The organism is Capnocytophaga granulosa ATCC 51502, from assembly GCF_000411115.1.
Lineage (GTDB): Bacteria > Bacteroidota > Bacteroidia > Flavobacteriales > Flavobacteriaceae > Capnocytophaga > Capnocytophaga granulosa.
Window position 1 is genome coordinate 38,935 of the sequence record NZ_KE150255.1, and the last position, 18,173, is coordinate 57,107.

The window sequence follows — 18,173 nt, forward strand, 5'->3', positions numbered from 1 at the left end:
GCGACTCTTCACTTTTCACTCTTCATTTTTCACTTATTAGTCTGGTACGAAAATATTCTCCCCATCTTGATTTTCGTAGAGGGTACCCAGGCGTTTGCCTTTTTCCTTAGAAGAAGTATTCGAAGAAGAGGCGCCTTTGGCTGTTTTATATTTGGTGATTTTCTCTCCTTTTTTCTGGATAATCTCCATATCATCCCCATTTTTATTGACAATGGTAAAGTCTCCCCCAGTGAAGAAAGCCGAGAGGTTCAGGTTCATGACCATGGACACCATCAGAGCGACGGAGAAGACCATAGCCACATCAAAGAGATTGACTACCACGCTTAGCGGGTCGGCATCATCGTCCTTAAAAGGCGTTGTTCTACGGTTGTTTCTCATTTTTGGGTATTTTGTTGGTTACGGATACGAGTAATATAATCCAATTGGTTCACCTCCTTGGCATACCAGCGTTGCTTGAACTGTAGGGTTACCAATCCCACCAAACTCACTACCAGTCCCACTACGGTAGTGGCAAAAACCACCTGCATATTGGAAGCCATTTTGGAAATATCGCCTTGGGAAAGCCCTGTAAGTGCAGGACTCATTGCAATCAGTGTACCTATAAGCCCCAACACAGGACCTACCTTAGCCAAGAGCTTTGAGGTTACCACATCTTTTTCCGCCTCATTCTCAAAGTTGGTAATCATATAATCGGCATAGGTATCATCGGCAGGGCGGGCAAGTATAGCACGCAAATATTTTATATACAGCGAATTATCTTTTTCAGGAAGTGCCGCCTGCAACTCTTGCATTCGCTCAGGGGTTAGCTGATTAAGGATAGGGCGCAATTGGCGCTCGTTCTTATACTTAGTGATATACTGGTTGTAGAAGCTCCCCACCAAGAACAAAGCCCTAACGAAGAGTACCAATAGTACGATAATATCTGGTATCAGTAAGCTATCAGATACTAAGAAGAGAATCTGTGAGATATTGTCCATTTATAATTAGATTATTTCTAAGGGCAAAGATACGAATAAAATAAGAAATGACCAATGAGAAATATATAATAATTCAATAATGGTTAATGATTCATCCTCGTATGGGATGAATCATTAACCATTACTCATTAATAAATATCTCTTATTCTTCCACGGCTTGGTTTACTGTACCTGGGAAGTAATAGTTAGGTTCTGAGATACTTCTCATATAGTATACTGGCCCCAAGGTTGCCGATAAGCTGGACTTCCAAAGATAGATACCTTGGGAACTGATTTGAATAAAATGAGTCAATCGCTCCTGTGCCATCTGTAGAATTTCTTCATTATCAGGATCTATCCAGAACTCATCCATATCCTCATGCTCGCCTATGAAGGTGATGTATATCTTCTTATCACGGATTTCATAGTTACATTTGTATGCGTAATACACTCTATCATTTTGGTCTCCTGTAGGGGTATAGCCTACCCGCAAGAGAGGAGTATCTGCATCAGATTGGAAGAGTAACTCATAGGAGAAGAATTTCCCTTCACCTACCTCTGTATAGAAGTCTCTTTTGAAGTCCGCACTCATATAAGGCAAGTTAAGATGTGCTTGATCGCCTAAGAGTACTATAAAGTCACTAACAACATCCCCTTGGGATTCGAACTCATCCATAGGATTATTGAAGTGTCTTAGCTCAATAGTCACTCCATTGCTTTGTGCTCTATAGTTCAGCGGAGGAGTTCCTGGCTCTGCTGTCATATGAGTGAATTTTTCTCCTGCTATCTCCAGAGAAGGTGTGAAAGTCAGTCCATTAGAATTCACTGCAATACCTGCTCGGCTTGCTTTGTGACTATCCTGCATGGAGGTAAAAAGGAACATACGGAAGGCACTTCTTACAAAGTAGTTCTCCACTCCTTGAGCAGAAGTCACCTTCAAGTAATAGGTATGATCAATACCATCAAGCTGTTCACCTTGAGTACCTATAGTTGTCCAATCCTCTTCTGTGGCCTTCTCGAAATAAAGGAATTGTTCGGTCGCCTTTCGTTGGGTTTTGAACTTAAGTTTATCACCCTCCTGCCCTATATAGACAAACTGAAATTCTCCTTCAAGACCTTTACCAATATGCTCACGAGGGTCTGAGCTATAGGTAAGGGGTTCAAGCAGGGTATGAATGTAGTTTCGGGTAGTAAAGACCAAAAGGGGACCTTGTCCTTCCTGAATTTGGTAACCACTCTCCTGAGGAGTTGTCCCACTACCGAAATCGGCTACCATTGTTACACGTCCTGCGAGGGTGAACTTCATTAGAAAGGTATAGCCTCCGAAGGTATTCTTTTTAGGAAAATAGCTCAATTTCCATCCATAAGGCGCCTCCGAGAGCGTTTTTTTGAGATTTTCCTTGTTCTGCTGTATACGTTCGGAGGCGTTTTTACCCAGCAGCAAATCGGGTTCGTTCTTTTGACATCCGGTTACAGCTATGATAGCGAGTAGGTATAATATTTTTCTCATTTTAGTATCCGTTTTGGTTTACAAATAGTTCTGCATTCTTTGGTAAGCAACCCTTTGAAGCTGATAGAAGTCGATACCCCATTCGGCTCTGAAGTACTCCACGATAAAGGCTTCCTTCTTCTTAAGAGCTACCTTTCCTTTCTCAGGCATCGCATTAAGGGCGGCATCCCATTGTGCCTTGGACTTCATGAGCATATGAGAGGTCATTTCGGCAAAGTCCTCAAAGGGATTTGCTGCTGCATAGTTAGTAATAAAGCCTAAGGCATTGGCCTGAGCCGTTGTCTTACCATGCCAAGAAGAGCTGTAATCATCGGGGGTTATTTTCCCAAATTCAGGTGCAAAAGGCTTATGCTGATTGACGATATGGCAGTACTCATGCTGAATGGTATGGATAATGTGTCTGATATTGTCCTCATCTGGATGGGCCGGATCATAATAGTCAACGCGAGCGATGGTGATCTTAGCCCCATTGTCAGCCTGACCGAGAGTTTCCTCGAAGAGGTAAGTCTCAGGATTGCGCTGAGGATCTAAGTTACGCCCTCCGATAAGGCTTATCTGTCGAGGGGCTACTTGGCTAACAAAGGTCGTACCAGCTACCTGCTGATAGGCTCCTAACCAAACGTACTTGATCATCTCCAAGAAAGGCTGTACCTTACTTTCAGTCGGCGGATATAGGTAGCGCCCCAGCTCGTAGTTGATATCCACATATTTGTAATTGACCTCTATATTATAGGGATTGATATATTCGTTTTGGATATAGGTATCCAGAGCTGTGCGGGGATCCGTATCGTCATGGATCACACTTTGGGGATCGAGTGTCTCTTTCTTATTGCAGCTGGAAAAGACAACAGAAAGGGCAATACATATATAGGTTATTTTTTTCATACTTCAAAGAATTAAAAAGATTAACGAGGGTTGGGTGCCATACCAAATTCAAGGGCGCTATTAGGAATTTGAAGCTCTCGACGAGGGTCGTCCTTGGTGAGTTCTATTTGGCCATCACCCACCTTATGCACGACCTTCATCCCTAAGCGCTTGTTATCAAACCAGCGCAAACCCTCTTGTACAAACTCCACTCGTCGGATATCCACCACAGCTTGAAGCCATTCTCTCTGTCGGGTTGTGAGGGGATAGGAAGGATCGAAATCAACTCCTCTACCCTGATAACGCCTATCAAGTGCCGCCTGAGTCATATAGCGCTCGAAAGTCATACGAGGGAAGGGATAAGCCTCATTGGGTCGGGAGCTATTATGGGTCTTAGGAATGAGATAGGTAAAGAGATCTCGACGGAACTGATCTAAGTTGCCAGACATTAGGTAGGCTTCCAAGCGGTTGAGGTAAACCTCGTCATAAGAGAACAAAACCGCTGCACTATAATAAACCCTAGTACCTGCCGAACGATTTACATACTTATAGTAGTAGTTAGACTTAGGAAAAACGATATTACCTGCACCATCTCCCAAAGCCGAATTAACTGCTTCCCAACTGATATTGGAAAAGTTCAAAGGATGGGTATTACGAGGAGAACAGATCTCCGCCATCTTTTGCAAAGTTAGGCTATACTTATGAGTCTGGAAACGATAGGCCAAGGCAGAGCGAGCCGTCCCCACAAGTATATTCGATGGATTAGTGGATTCTGTATAGTAAGCACTTCTGGACTCAAGAGCTACCGCATTGAGGGTTTTTATGTTCCTGAGCTTAGTTTCTGCATTGGCTCCCAAAACGGCATCGGCATGTTCAATTACCTTATCCCACTGGGCTTTCATTAGGTAAAAGCGCGTAGCAAAGGCATGAGCTGCCGCTGTGGTAAAGTGAAAACGAGGTTGCTTATATTTGCTATCATCGAGCAAGGGAAGCCCTTGAGTGAGGTCTCGCTCTATGGCATCATAATATTCCTTAAGTGGGATACGAGTGTATCGCCCAAAGACATGCTTTTCAGGCTCAGTAACATAGGCCAATCCCAAATCTGTGGTAGCGGTAGCCTCATTATAAGGCTTACACCAAAGGTAAGCCAACATAAAATGGGCATAGGCTCGTGCTACCAAGGCTTCTCCTTTAATATAGTTATATTGGGCTGTCTCGCCTAATTCAGCATAGGATTCCAAGGCCTGATTAGCTGCCCCAATGGCTGCATAGCAGGCTATCCAATAGTCGGTTGGGGTATTGTCCTCTCCATCTATCTCATTGTTATCTCTCCAGAAATACATATCTGTATTAAGGGTTGAGATGCCTAAGAAGGAGGTTTTCTCGCTTACATTATCACTCATCATCTCTGCGATGTAGGTAGGAAAGCGATTAGGATACGCACCGACCAAGAGTTCCTCTATTTTTTCAGTACTATCTATTTCTGTACGGCTATCAGGTAGGTCGTCTAATATTTTGTTACAGGCGCTCAGCACCAAGGTAAGGGCTAAGGCCAAGAGGGACAAGTATTTGTTTCTTTTCATGAGTTGCTGTTTTGTTAGATTCCAAGATTAATAGTAAAGGTATATTGAGGTGTGATTGGGTAGGCTACTCCTCCAGAGCGGAAGAATTCTGGATCCTGTCCGTTCAAGTCCTTATGAGCATAGATTAGGAAGGGGTTGGAGGCTTGTAAGCGTAGGGTCAGGTTCCCTATGTTCAGATTTTCCAAAACTTCCTTATCAAAGGTATAGGAGAGAGAGATGCTCTTCATTCGTACAAAAGAGCCATCGACTACACGAGCGGTAGAGTGGTTATAAGCGCTATAAGCTCTTGAGATATAGGCCTTGTTTTCCTCATTGAGTGTTCGCTGAGAGACAATGCCTGGGATTTGAGTTAAGGCCTCATCTCCAGGGGCTACCCAGCGATTCTTGAACTCTCTTGGGAAGACACTTAAGTCATCATAGCCAGCTCCTTTGTATAGGGGTGCCTTGCGAATCTTATTGCCTGCTTGCATGGTAATGAGGAAGTTTAGCTCCCAATTTTTGTAACGGAAAGTATTGCTAAGTCCTCCTGTGATGTTGGGATCGACCGCTCCTTCTTTCTTGAGATAGGAGAGGATATTATCACGGTCTTGGAAATCAATATCTTTATAATCAGTACTTCCGTTCTTGAGGTTCAATAGCGGCATTCCTTGGCTATTAAGACCAGCAAAATCATAGGAATAAAGGGTGTTACGTGGATTACCCAATACATTGCCCCCTGTCTCACGTACTAAGTTGAAAACACTGTTGGAGGCATTGGCTAAGGAGGTAATCTCTTGGTTAAAATAAGCAAAGTTCACACTAGTACTCCAAGTGAAATCCTCAGTCTTGAAGTTACGAGTATCTAGTACTAGCTCAACCCCACGAGTGGTCATGGAGGCATCATTAGCATACTTATTCATTTCCCCTCCCATACCGGAAGTACGCACGATGTCTAATAAGTCCTTGGAGTTCTTCTGGTAGAGGTCTACCGAGAGGGAGATCGCATTGGAAAGGAAGCCTATGTCGGTACCAAAGTTAGTCTCATATACCTTCTCCCAAGTAAGGTCTGAGTTCTGGAGAGAAAGGATACGGATTAGGCGTTCATTATCCTGGTTGCGGAAGCGGGGGGTGATGGTACTGACCATGATAGGTAAGGCATTTCCTATATTGTTCAGTCCTGCAATCAGTCCATAGCTAAGACGGAAAGAGAGGTTAGAAAGGGCATGGGTCGTCGGCAAGAAATGTTCGTTGGTTACATTCCAGCGACCACTAATATTCCAAGTAGGGAGCCAACGAGCCTTACGGCTTCTACCTAGCTGGTTAGAACCCTCATAGTTCAGTGTACCAGAGAGGATATAGCGGTTGCGGAAGCCATAGGATGCTTGAGAGAAGAAAGCTACCCCTCGTTCACGACCGGTAGAGCGATCAAAGTATTGGGCGTTATCGGCAATCACCTTCTCTATGATTCGAGGATCGGTGAAGACTACTCCACCACGATTGAACTGATAGCCATAACCATCGAAGGATTGGTTATCCCTATCGGTATAACGAAATTCTTGTCCTAAGAAGAGCTTAAGAGTATGCTTATCCTGCTCATCTTGGTCTTTGAAAGCCTTATTGTACTCCAAGGCATTGCGTAAGTAGTAGCTTTGGAGGTTATTTTGTTCCAGCTTATAGATACCTCCGTTGGGAAGAACCACCTGTGGGAGGGCTGAAGGATCATCAGGGTTGCGGTATAAGAATGGGTTACGCTCCCCTATAATCATATTATCGTTGGCTCGGTAAGCTCCTACCACATTGGAACCTTCGGTGATAGTGTGCTCTTGGGTACTTTGGGCATAACGTACCGAACCTAAGAACTTATATTTGAGTTCAGGAGTAAACTTGATCTCTAAGTCGCTTTGGAGCTTGTACTCCATCATCTTCAGATCTATATAGTTATTCTTTAGCTCCTTAAGAATATTCATAGGGGCATAGTTCATACGATAATAATCGTAGTTGCCTTCATCATCATAGGGGCGTAGTGCACGAGTGGTATTAAGTGCATAGCTGAAGGGGTTGATATCGAAATCACGTTCGTACTCCCCTGTCACCTGATTGCTCGAACGGGAGAAGGTACCCGGTGCTTTTTGGTTACGGATGGCTCCTTGTGCTAGGATACCTATCTTCACCTTAGAAGAGAGGTCATAAGTGGTCTTGATATTTCCGGTAATACGGTGTACCCTATCGGCTATAGTCCATCCTGGGTCTACAAAGAAGCCCAAGGAACTATAGATAGTCGTATTCTCTCCTCCTCCACTAAGGCTCAAGGTATGATTTTGAGTTAAGGAAGGTCGGAAGAGAGTTTTGAACCAGTCCGTATTGGCATACTCATATTTGCGCAAGAAGGCATTACGTGCTTCAGGGCTGTTCTGTAATAGAAAACGACCAGTGGCAGGGTTATAGGTATCGGTATTTCGGTACATGATGTAGTAAGCCCCACCTTGCTGAGCAGCCATATAAGTAGCTCGGTCTAAATAGCCCTTTTGCTCCAACTCACGATAGACACTCATGGTCTCTTGGGAGTTCATCAGGTCGAATTGTGCATAATTAGGAATCATACGTACAGACTCCTCCAACTGGTAGCTCAGTTGTGTCTTCACATTGCGTTTTCCGCTTTTGGTAGTAATGATTACGGCTCCATTAAGCGCACGTGCTCCATATAGGGAAAGTGCAGAGGCATCCTTAAGGATTTCTATACTCTCAATATCATTGGCATTTAGCCCTGAGATTGCTGAGCTAATTAGGGTTGAGGCATCTCCAGAGGCTAACTGTTCGAAGGAAAGGTTCACCACCTCCTCTTGTACAGCTCCATCCACTACCCAGAGGGGTTTGGTATCTCCAAAGATAGAAGAACCTCCACGTATGGTAATCTTAGGAGAAGTACCAAAAGTACCTGAGAGGTTCTGTACATTGACCCCTGCTGAACGCCCCTCAAGCATACGACCCACATCTACAACTCCATCTTGCTTGATGTTGTCTATCTTAAGTGTTTGCGAATTACCCGTAAAGAGTTTTTTATCTATCTCTTGGTAACCTGTGAAGACAAGGCCTGTAAGCTCTGTTACTTCTTCTTTAAGAACCACATTCAACACTTTGTTATTCCCCACCATTCGCTCCACTGGAGTACTACCTACCATAGAGAAAACAAGTACGGATTTATCACCCGCCACCTTGATGGAGAACTTCCCTTCCAAATCGGTATCCACTCCATGAGTGGTTCCCTTCTCCACTACAGAGACACCTAACAAAGGCCGCCCATCTTGGTCCTTGACCACACCTGTTACGGTCTGCTCCTGAGCATATAACCCCGAGAATGTGAGCCATAAAAACCCCAGTAGCACATACAACCATTTTCTTTTCATGTTCTTGATACGTTTAAGCAATTAGTTTTGCAAATATTCAGAAAAAAATCTGAGAAAAACAAATTTTTACGTGACTATTTCCGCAGCCAACATTTTATTAAGTAAAACATCCCCAATTTACACAGAAAACTATACAAAACATAGTGTTAATTATTAACAAAACTAATTAATATTACGCAATTAACCGTTTTTATTAAAAACACAAAATCAAAACACTAAAAACAATACTTATTTTTAATTCTCAACAAAAATATATTAACAGCCTTATAATGAACATTATAGCTATTTTTCCTCCATAGATTATTATCTTATAAATAGAATATATCACTGTCTCTTAATTGATAATTTAACCGTTTTAACAAATTAAGTTTTTATAACAATTCATCATTATTGGCATTAATCATTATTGGCATTAATCATTAATCATCATTGTATTAATCACTAATAATTATTGCATTAATCATTATTTTTGTATCTTTGCCCTCTCAAACTATTACAATGAAACATATAGAAGCAATCGGGAGGTATTTCCTGATGTTATACGAGATATTCCGCAAACGTACCAAGTGGTCTATTACTAAAAAACTCATTCTCAAAGAGATAGACGACCTTATGTACGGCTCGCTGGGAATCATTGCCTTTATCTCCCTCTTCGTGGGGGCGGTAATTGCTATACAAATGGCACTGAATATTGACAACCCACTGATTCCTAAAAGCCTTATTGGTTTCGCTACCCGACAGACGTTTATTCTGGAGTTTGCTCCTACCTTTACCTCTATCATCGTAGCGGGTAAAGTGGGGTCATTTATCACCTCCAGTATAGGTACCATGCGGGTAACCGAACAGATTGACGCGCTGGATATCATGGGAGTTAATTCGCTTAACTACCTGATATTCCCGAAGATAGTCGCCCTTATGCTCTATCCTTTTGCGATCTGTATGTCCATGGCCTTAGGGATATATGGGGGATATATCGCCGCCACTGTAGGGCACTATGCTACCTCGGCCGAGTTCTTAGAGGGTATCAGGCTTCAGTTCCGCCCCTTTGACATCACCTATGCGCTGATCAAGAGTGTGATCTTCGCCTTTGTCTTAGCCACTATCCCTGCCTATCATGGGTATTATATGAAGGGGGGCGCCTTAGACGTAGGAAAGGCCAGCACCATCTCTTTTGTATGGACGAGTGTGGCCATCATTGTCATTGATTTTATCATTACCCAAATTCTGCTTACGTAATATGATTGAAGTTCAAGATATTAAAAAATCCTTTGACGGAGTAGAGGTACTCAAAGGTATTTCCGCTACTTTTCACAAGGGAAAAACCAACCTGATTATCGGACAAAGTGGTTCAGGAAAGACGGTCTTCCTCAAGACCCTTTTGGGCTTATTTGTACCCGATAGCGGACACATCATCTACGATGGGGTCAGGTATAACGACATGAACAAGGAGCAACGCCGTAAGCTCCGCCAAGAAATGGGTATGGTCTTTCAGGGCAGTGCCCTCTTTGACTCCATGACGGTGGAGGAGAACGTGATGTTCCCCCTTGAGATGTTCTCCAAGCTCTCGCCTGCGGAAATGAAAGATCGGGTGGATTTTGTACTAGAGAAAGTCAATCTGGTCGATGCCCATCACAAGAAACCCTCAGAGATCTCTGGGGGTATGCAGAAACGTGTAGCTATTGCCCGCGCGGTGGTCAACGAACCTAAATACCTCTTTTGTGACGAACCCAACTCTGGTCTTGACCCTAAAACAGCTATAGTCATTGACAACCTAATTCACACCGTAACTGAGGAGTTCAACATCACCACTATTATCAACACCCATGATATGAACTCCGTAATGGAGATAGGCGAACAGATTATCTTCCTCAAAAATGGCTACAAAGAGTGGGAAGGTAGCAAAGATACTATCTTCAAGACAGATAATAAAGCCGTTACCGACTTCGTATACTCCTCCGAGTTGTTTAAAAAAGTAAGGAAGATGTACTTAGATAATGATTAATGACAAGTGACTAATGACAAGTGACTAATGACAAGTGACAAATAACTAATCCATAGGTCATTAGTCACTAGCCACTTGTCATTAGTCATTAGTCATTAGTCATTAATTTATAGGCTTCCTCGCTCATCAGTTCGTCCCACTGCTCAGGGTGAGTAGGTTTTATCTGAAGAATCCAAGCCTCATAAGGTGCCTTATTGATTTGTTCGGGCTTACGGATAAGTTCCTTGTTAAAGGCTACAATCTCCCCAGAAATAGGCATATAGAGGTCTGATAGGGTTTTGACAGCCTCTATAGTGCCAAAGATTTGCTCTTTTTCGAGGGTCTGCCCCTCAGTTTCTACCTCTACATATACAATATCACTGAGTTGCTGCTGTGCAAAATCAGTAATACCTGCATAAAACACCTCTCCTTCTTTTCGCACCCATAAGTGCTCTGGCGTAAAACGATAATCTTCCATAATTTAGTGAATAATTAAAAGTGAATAGTGAATAATGAATAGCAAATAATAAGTCTCTTTTCACTCTTCACTTCATTTGTTGTTTATATATTTTTTCAGCATCGCATAGGACGCTACAATGATCATACAAAAGTAACTGGAGCGCGTAAGCCCGACAGACAGCATGGTCTTTAGCTCATAATGGGGCTGCTCCTTCTGATAATAATGACACCCCATATCGCTTACAGTGGCTAAAAAGATAAAACAGCCATAGAATAGAAAGTAAAAAGCATAAGTATCTTTCTTTATCGTCCTAAAAAGCAGTAGCAGCAGGAAAAATATAACCCCTAAAGACACAAAAATAAATTGGTATTCTACAAATCGTACCATAGCTTCCTGCCTTTGGGTCATCGCCAAAGAGGAACAAAACATCATCAGCTCAAAAGCCAACAAAAATTGGAGGCTATAGGTGAGGTACTTTTTTAGATAAAATCTATTGTTGCTCATAATGTTTATTCTAAATTATAGCTTGCCACTTACATACCTCTTTAGTATAAAGAAGGACGAGACTATATAAACAGAAAGAATACCTGCATTAAGACTTCTTCTGAGAAATAACTGTATCATATCTTCTTTATACGAGAGAAAATTGTTCCAAATATGGATCTCTTCCTCCTCTGCCATTACCAAAGATAATTTCATATACTGATAGATGACAAAAATCATAGCCGACAGAAGGTGAAAACAAACATAGAATAAGGTGTAAAACCCATAACTATCCCTCTTTTTTTGCTCTAATAATAACAGCAAGACAAAGAATACAACACATGAAATCACATCGGTGCTTTCGCATGGTATCTTTTCTCGAAAATTCTCTATGGTCAAAAGATAGAAAATAGGAATAGAGAAAATAAACTTGCTAATGACGACAAACAAGATACTATAAAGAAAGTATCTCACTACTCTATAGGCTATGTTTTTCATATTTATATAACAAAGTGTTTGTTACTTCATACGACGGCTTATTTTCTTTACTATCTCCAATATAGGCCAATACACCACGCACATCAGTGGCAGAAAAAGGAACAACCATATATTATCCTGCCCTGCACAAGGAGGGTGATCGCCTATAAAGTCTCTTATAAAGCGCTCCATCCAATTACACAATACACAGAATAGGAAAGGTATTCCCACTATATCCCAGAAGGTATAGTTACGCTGGCGTAGGTAATACAGATGTACAACGATCACTATACAGATAAGAACAAGTCCTAACCCTATAGGCCCTATATCTAACAGAAATTGCTCAGTGGGAGTAAGTCGCTTATTAAAATACCAATAAAACCCTTGCTCCTTATCCTTACGAGTAGCCTGCCAAAGATAGGTATCTTCTCCCTTGTCTAAGCATTTCTTCATAGAGGTATGAATAAGCTGTAGCCCATTGGCACGCTTCATGGTTACTGTTATACGGGGATAATTGTTAGCCTCTTTAGGTTCAGGTATATGATAGTGTAAGGAAAAATCATTCAAAAACCCTCTACCACTTCTGTCCATTGCTGCCTCATACTGGGTTTCTATACTATTCTCTCCCTTTTTAAGGTCTGCCTGAAAATACACCACATCGTTCAGCTCTCTGATAGGGACGGTATAGTGCTCGGCAAACTTGACTCTATAATACACATAGGAAGAGTCTATACTACTCCCCTCTCGCAAAAGGAAAGAATAGTCCTTGGCTGGATCTAAGGGCGTAGGAGTTATTAGCGCCCCATTGACTCTTATCTGTACCTTCTGTTGCGCACTATCGGAAGCCATAAAGAAGAATACCGCACGTCCAGCCTGCTCCGCCTGCACTTTATAGCGAGCCGAAAGCTCTGCATATTGGTTATAAGGATAGTCCTCCTCTTGCTTATCAAAAGGCTGTATCTGCAGTTCTTCCTCCTTTATCTGATAGCCCTCCTGCTCCTGAGGCATACTCAAAGCACTAAAATTACCATACTCTAATAGCCGATAACAAAGCGGCATGGAAGTACAACTCACCAACAACAGACACAATAGGAGTTTTAAGTTTAGAATTTTGAGTTTTGAGTTCCTCATTAGTCACTCGTCACTAGTCACTTGTCACTATTTCCAGTCTTTCTTCTTTGAGGTCTTCCCAATACCTGAGTTAAAACTATTGGTTGGGTCAAGCTCTTTATAGAAGTTCTTTAGAGAATCCTTGGCGTGGTATAAGTGACCGACATTGTGTTCAGCTGGGTATTCTGCGCCACGCTTGTCAAGTATCTTGAGCATCTCTTCCTCTATTTCCTCACAGTTATAGCCCTTCTTAATCACATAATCTTGGTGAAATACATGGCACATAAAGTGTCCGTAATAGAGTTTATGGAGGATTTTGTTGTCTATCTCTGGGGGAAGCTGTTCGAACCAGTCTTCTTCATTACGCTTAAGGGCAATGTCCAAGGCTACGATGTCCTCTACTTCCTTCTCATGCACCGAGCGGTAACGAATCGCTGCTGAAGCCACTGCAAAGCGCAAGAGCATAGCCGCTTGGGCAAGTTTTGGATCACATTCGAAATAAGCCCCTTTGCTCTTGTCAGCAAAATATTCTTTGAGGTATTCGCGGGCTTCTTCTACTCCCTTGCCGCCCATCTTGAGAATGAGGTGATGCTCATATTGGTTGCGGTAATCCCACATGATTTGGGGTAGGTGTTGAGGCATGAGTTTGGAGGTACCTTGAAGGAACTTTTCGCTAAAGTGGTGAGGCATAAAAGGAATCTTCTTAGCCACACGATCAGCCCATGCCTTCAAAGCAAAGAGCTTTGGCAGGTATTCTGTACCTACATGCTTGATATACCAGAAAGTATCCTTACCATACTTTGCGGCAATATCAAAAGCAGTACGATGGATATATTCGCCTGAGATAGGAATCTGCTCGAAGGAGCCGAGCATGTGTCGGCGTAGTTCAGTGAGTACTTTCGTGTCATTGGTACCTATGTAGAATACAGCTGTCTGTTTCTCTGCTGGGAAGGTATCCACACGTACGGCAAAGACGGCGAGGCGTCCTGCACTTCCTGAAGCCTCATATAAGCGGGCAGGGTCAGCATTGAAGCGGGCAGGGGTATCGGCATCTATCTGGCGTACATGGTTGCAGTAGTCATGGTCATGCCCCTTCTTGTCTGTCTGTTGTATATCTTTCTTCTGATACTTGCCTTCCTGTAGGTTGGTGAGTATCTCCTGTGGGGTAGTACCTAGATCTATCCCTAAGTGATTGACTAGTTCCAACTTACCCTCGGCATTGCGCTGTGCATAGAGTGCCATCTCGGTATAGGCAGGGCCACGCTGTACGAGCGAACCGCCTGAGTTGTTACACACCCCTCCAATCACTGAGGCACCGATACAAGAGGAACCAATCACTGAGTGTGGTTCACGTCCGTAAGGCTTGAGTTCTTCTTCCAAGTGGTTCAGGGTAGAACCTGGTAGGCAAACCGCCTGAGCTCCATCGAGGATCAGCTGGATATTGTCATTGCGCATAGTGTTGATAATCACCACATCGCGGTCGTAGTCATTTCCAAAGGGGTTGGAACCACCTGTGATTCCTGTGTTAGCGGCTTGGGAGATCACTATCACATCGGCCTCCACACAAGCCTCCAAGACCTGCCATTGCTCCCAAAGGGTAGCAGGGCGTACTACGGCCAAGGCATTCCCTGTCCCAAAGCGGTAACCTGTACGATAGCGTTCGGTCTGTCCTGGGTCAGTCATTACATATTTTGCACCCACTATCTGGCGCAGTTTTTCCAATAAATTTTGTGTATTCACGATATCAGTTTTTAGTTTTGAGTTCCCCCCATCCCCCGAAGGGGGAGAAATACTTAATTTCTTTGACAACTATAGCAATCAATTTTTCCTCCTTCGGGGGAAAGGGGGATTATTTTTTCACTCCTTTTTTAAGCCACTCTTTATAAGTTTCCACATCCACATATTGTACAGGGGTAGAGAGCAGTTCGGTATCAGGGGAGAGTAGCACATAATAAGGCTGGGAGGCCGAAGAGAAATTCACCTCTTGGAAGGTCGCCCACTTATCACCTATGGTCTTAATGTATTCTACACGGCCATTGCGGTGTTTGAAATCAAATTGTTTATCCTTGGGTAGCTCCTCTTTGTCATCTACATAGAGGGAGATGAGCACATAACGCTGCATGAGCTTTTTCACCTCAGGATCTGTCCATACATGCTCTTCCATTTTGCGGCAATTCACACATGCCCAACCTGTAAAGTCCAGCATCACAGGCATATTATGTGCCTTGGCATAGGCCATACCCTCATAATAGTCTTTGAAAACCACCTGCTCACTCTTTTGCTCTTTATGGAAAAATGCATAGGACTCTGGGGGCGGGAATCCGCTAAGTAGTCTTAGATTATTCTTTCCGAAAAGTCCTAAGAGCAGATATACAGAAAAAGCAGCTGAAAGTACCCCTATAAGCAAACGCCCTTTGGAATATTGCTTGAGTGGCTTGCGTGGCTCATCGTGTGGAAAACGGATAAATCCGAACAGATATAGGGTAAGGAAGGCAAAAAGCAAGAGCCATAGCCCTACGAATACCTCACGCTTGAGCAGTCCCCAGTGTTGTACCAGATCGGCATTGGAAAGGAACTTAAGCGCAAAGGCCAGCTCCAAGAAGCCCAAAAATACCTTGGCTGTGGTCATCCAACCTCCTGATTTTGGCAAAGAGTTGAGCCAAGAAGGGAAAAGGGCAAAGAGTACAAAAGGCAAGGCCAATGAGAGTCCAAAACCTGCCATACCTAAGGTAAGTTGCATAGCTCCTCCCGAAGAGAGTGAACCTGCTAAGAGCGACCCCAAGATAGGCCCTGTACAAGAGAACGATACGATGGCCAAGGTCAACGCCATAAAGAAGATGCCTATGATTCCCCCCACACTGGAGGCATTGTCCATCTTATTTCCCCATGAGGCAGGTAAGGTGATTTCGTAAAAACCAAAGAATGAAAAGGCAAAAATAACGAAAATCACAAAGAAAACCACATTAAGCCATACATTGGTAGAAATGGTATTGAGTATCTCTGGGTCTATATTGTCTAAGAAGTGGAAAGGTATGCTCAAAAGAACATAGATGAGCAATATAAAGAAGCCGTACAAGATCGCATTAAAGACACCTTTCTTACGCGTTTTGCTTTGCTTGGTAAAGAAAGACACCGTAAGCGGAATCATCGGGAATACACAAGGGGTAAGCAGCGCGATGAAGCCTCCCAAAAAGCCTAAAACAAAGACCATCCAGCTGGATTCTTGTTCTGGCTTGCCTATGAGTTCTTTGTTCTTAAGGGGAATCTCCAATTGCTTGGCCATATCCTCACTGCGGGCATCTACCTGCTTTTGTTCCACTTGGGCTACAGAACCGTCAAGGGAGAAAACGAAATCTTCCTTGAGGTTGATACACACATCTATACATGCTTGGCAGAAGATATTCCCTTTGATATGTTTTACATTGGGATCAGTAAGTTTTACCTTTTGGGTAATCTTTATCTCTTTCTCAAAAAAGAGTTCATCTACCCCAAAGACATCATTGAAGGCCTTGTGTAGGCCTTCTTCCTCAGAAGCGCCTACCAGCTCTATCCCTTCAGTTGTATAGGTGATAACCATCGGCAGGGCACCTCCCTTAGGGTTATTCTGCGAATATACATGCCACTTAGGGGCTATTTTCCCCTTGAAGGTCAGTAGGTATTCCCCCTCGGAGAGCCTCTCTTGAGAGAATGTCCATACCACTGGATTCTCATCCTGCTGCCCTCCACCGAAGGACGGCTGAAAGTTGATTTGCGCACCAGCAAAAGCCACTGCCCATAGTGCTATAAAGAATGTAAGTATTTTTTTGTTCATATCTTGAGTTTATTCAAACGTTAAGTTGATCATCACTGCTCTGGTGTAGATACTTCTTAGGTTACCTGTCCAAGGGCTATTGGGATCATTATCATGTATGAGCTCGTTATTGATAGAAAACAGCCCGCGTATGGAGGGAGTAAAGCGAAAATGGGGCGTATAGAGGTCTATCCCAAAACCGAGTTCGTAAAAGAATATAGTGGGGTTTACCCTGAACTTCCCTTCTACATTGTCCTCTCTGGATTTGTTATTGGCACTCAGGTTCAGTGTCATAGAAGCCCCTGCTGTTACATAAGGCTTGAAGTTATCCCAGCGCTTAGATCCATACTTGAGCAGCACAGGGATATAGATATAAGTGGAGACTACTTCCCTATAGCGCGAACGCTCTTGTACAAACCCTGGAAAGTCCAGCTGACGTTTGTTATAAATCAGCCCTGGTTCAAAACGTGCACTAAGGTGATCTACCAATCGCAAATCTCCCGTCAGCCCTACATTGAACCCGTAAGATTTTTGGGTCTGTATGTCTGTTTTACTCGCGTCATTGTAGTCAAACTTCTCATAGTCCATACGGAAATCCATGGTGTTTAGCCCAAAATAGTAGCCCCATTGGAATTTCTGATAATCAAAATCTTCCAAGTTTATAATCGGCTGGGCTGCCATCAGAGAAGGTAATAATAATATAAATAGTAGTATTCTCTTCATAATCTCTTACTTATCAGCTACATATATGGTAGCTACTCCTAAGAATTGTGGATAGAACTTAACTCGAGAGAAGCCTATTTCGCTCTCTAATATATTGGCCAACTGCTTCCCAAAAGGAAACTTTGCCGCTGATTCCGACAAGTAGGCATAAGCATTCTGGTTCTTGGCCAGCAGCTTGCCCATTAGGGGTACGACAAACTTGGTATAGAACTTATACCCCTGCTTATAGGGAAAGCGGGTAGGTACCGAGGTTTCCAGAATGACCAATCTGCCTCCTGGGCGCAACACACGTCTAAGTTCGGAAAGTCCCTTCTGGAGGTTCTCAAAATTACGTACTCCAAAGGATACTGTTACTGCGTCAAAACTGCCATCGGCAAAGGGTAGATGCTCGCTATCGGCCAATTGCATGGTGATACGCTCCGATAGTCCCAATGTCTTGACCTTCTGTTCCCCTACCGAGAGCATACCTTGGGATATATCCACTGCTGTGATATGTGCGTTTGCGATCTTAGAGAGTTCTATAGCCAAATCACCTGTTCCTGTAGCCACATCAAGAATTGTGCCAGCCTTCACCTCTGCCACTTTTTCTCTGACACGCCTGCGCCAAGTGATGTCCATTCGTAGGGTCATCACACGATTCAGCCCATCGTAGGAGGGAGAGATGGTGTCAAACATCTCTTGTACTTGTTCTTTCTTCCCCTTATCTGAATGCTTATCAGGGGTTACTATCTCTGCTTGCATGCGTTCTATTTGAGGTGCAAAGATACAAATAAATAATGACAAGTGACTAATGACTAGTGACAAATATCATTCAAAAATGATTCGTCACTTATCATTAGTCACTTGTCACTAG

At 43.2% G+C, this 18,173-nt stretch carries 16 protein-coding genes; 2 read left to right on the forward strand and 14 right to left on the reverse strand.

What is annotated here, in order from left to right:
- Positions 1-36 precede the first annotated feature (36 nt).
- The 6 genes from HMPREF9331_RS07685 to HMPREF9331_RS07710 all read right to left on the reverse strand — a co-directional run bounded on the left by HMPREF9331_RS07685 (position 37) and on the right by HMPREF9331_RS07710 (position 8,296).
- On the reverse strand, positions 37-378 hold the full coding sequence (locus HMPREF9331_RS07685; protein WP_009641108.1) for a DUF2149 domain-containing protein: 342 nt from the start codon (positions 376-378) through the stop codon (positions 37-39).
- Positions 375-977 (reverse strand): MotA/TolQ/ExbB proton channel family protein, encoded by a 603-nt coding sequence (locus HMPREF9331_RS07690; RefSeq protein ID WP_016420417.1) that lies wholly within the window; start codon positions 975-977, stop codon positions 375-377. Before HMPREF9331_RS07690 ends, HMPREF9331_RS07685 begins: the two co-directional genes overlap by 4 nt.
- Positions 978-1,119: 142 nt before the next feature.
- Positions 1,120-2,466, reverse strand: a complete 1,347-nt coding sequence (locus HMPREF9331_RS07695) for a DUF4302 domain-containing protein (protein WP_016420418.1) — start codon at positions 2,464-2,466, stop codon at positions 1,120-1,122.
- An 18-nt stretch (positions 2,467-2,484) separates the two neighbouring features.
- Positions 2,485-3,351 (reverse strand): substrate import-associated zinc metallohydrolase lipoprotein, encoded by an 867-nt coding sequence (locus tag HMPREF9331_RS07700; protein ID WP_016420419.1) that lies wholly within the window; start codon positions 3,349-3,351, stop codon positions 2,485-2,487.
- 20 nt (positions 3,352-3,371) lie between these two features.
- Positions 3,372-4,913 carry a RagB/SusD family nutrient uptake outer membrane protein gene (locus HMPREF9331_RS07705; RefSeq protein ID WP_009641161.1) on the reverse strand — a complete coding sequence of 514 codons (1,542 nt, stop codon included), beginning with the start codon at positions 4,911-4,913 and terminating at the stop codon, positions 3,372-3,374.
- A 14-nt stretch (positions 4,914-4,927) separates the two neighbouring features.
- Complete coding sequence (locus HMPREF9331_RS07710; RefSeq protein ID WP_016420420.1) at positions 4,928-8,296, reverse strand: SusC/RagA family TonB-linked outer membrane protein; 3,369 nt, start codon at positions 8,294-8,296, stop codon at positions 4,928-4,930.
- Positions 8,297-8,794: 498 nt separating this feature from the next.
- On the opposite strand from HMPREF9331_RS07710, the gene HMPREF9331_RS07715 reads away from it, so the two are divergent.
- Both HMPREF9331_RS07715 and HMPREF9331_RS07720 read left to right on the forward strand, forming a co-directional pair.
- A complete protein-coding gene (locus tag HMPREF9331_RS07715) occupies positions 8,795-9,532 on the forward strand; it encodes an MlaE family ABC transporter permease (RefSeq protein ID WP_016420421.1) in 738 nt (245 codons plus the stop codon).
- Position 9,533: 1 nt separating this feature from the next.
- On the forward strand, positions 9,534-10,298 hold the full coding sequence (locus HMPREF9331_RS07720; protein ID WP_016420422.1) for an ABC transporter ATP-binding protein: 765 nt from the start codon (positions 9,534-9,536) through the stop codon (positions 10,296-10,298).
- 88 nt (positions 10,299-10,386) lie between these two features.
- Here the strand turns inward: HMPREF9331_RS07720 and HMPREF9331_RS07725 are convergent, their stop codons facing one another.
- From HMPREF9331_RS07725 to ubiE, 8 genes are all read right to left on the reverse strand, one after another.
- Positions 10,387-10,755, reverse strand: a complete 369-nt coding sequence (locus HMPREF9331_RS07725; protein ID WP_016420423.1) for a glycine cleavage system protein H — start codon at positions 10,753-10,755, stop codon at positions 10,387-10,389.
- A 72-nt stretch (positions 10,756-10,827) separates the two neighbouring features.
- On the reverse strand, positions 10,828-11,241 hold the full coding sequence (locus HMPREF9331_RS07730; RefSeq protein ID WP_016420424.1) for a hypothetical protein: 414 nt from the start codon (positions 11,239-11,241) through the stop codon (positions 10,828-10,830).
- Positions 11,242-11,256: 15 nt separating this feature from the next.
- Positions 11,257-11,718 (reverse strand): hypothetical protein, encoded by a 462-nt coding sequence (locus HMPREF9331_RS07735; RefSeq protein ID WP_016420425.1) that lies wholly within the window; start codon positions 11,716-11,718, stop codon positions 11,257-11,259.
- Between the two features lie 21 nt (positions 11,719-11,739).
- The gene (locus tag HMPREF9331_RS07740; RefSeq protein WP_234945869.1) at positions 11,740-12,756 is read right to left on the reverse strand and encodes a hypothetical protein; all 1,017 of its coding nucleotides are present in this window, start codon (positions 12,754-12,756) and stop codon (positions 11,740-11,742) included.
- Positions 12,757-12,855: 99 nt separating this feature from the next.
- Complete coding sequence (dld, locus tag HMPREF9331_RS07745) at positions 12,856-14,547, reverse strand: D-lactate dehydrogenase (protein WP_016420427.1); 1,692 nt, start codon at positions 14,545-14,547, stop codon at positions 12,856-12,858.
- Positions 14,548-14,656: 109 nt separating this feature from the next.
- The gene (locus HMPREF9331_RS07750) at positions 14,657-16,618 is read right to left on the reverse strand and encodes a protein-disulfide reductase DsbD family protein (protein WP_016420428.1); all 1,962 of its coding nucleotides are present in this window, start codon (positions 16,616-16,618) and stop codon (positions 14,657-14,659) included.
- A 9-nt stretch (positions 16,619-16,627) separates the two neighbouring features.
- Positions 16,628-17,320, reverse strand: coding sequence for a type IX secretion/gliding motility protein PorT/SprT (gene porT / locus HMPREF9331_RS07755; RefSeq protein ID WP_016420429.1), 693 nt, complete (start codon positions 17,318-17,320; stop codon positions 16,628-16,630).
- Between the two features lie 6 nt (positions 17,321-17,326).
- A complete protein-coding gene (ubiE, locus tag HMPREF9331_RS07760; protein ID WP_016420430.1) occupies positions 17,327-18,061 on the reverse strand; it encodes a bifunctional demethylmenaquinone methyltransferase/2-methoxy-6-polyprenyl-1,4-benzoquinol methylase UbiE in 735 nt (244 codons plus the stop codon).
- Positions 18,062-18,173: the final 112 nt, after the last annotated feature.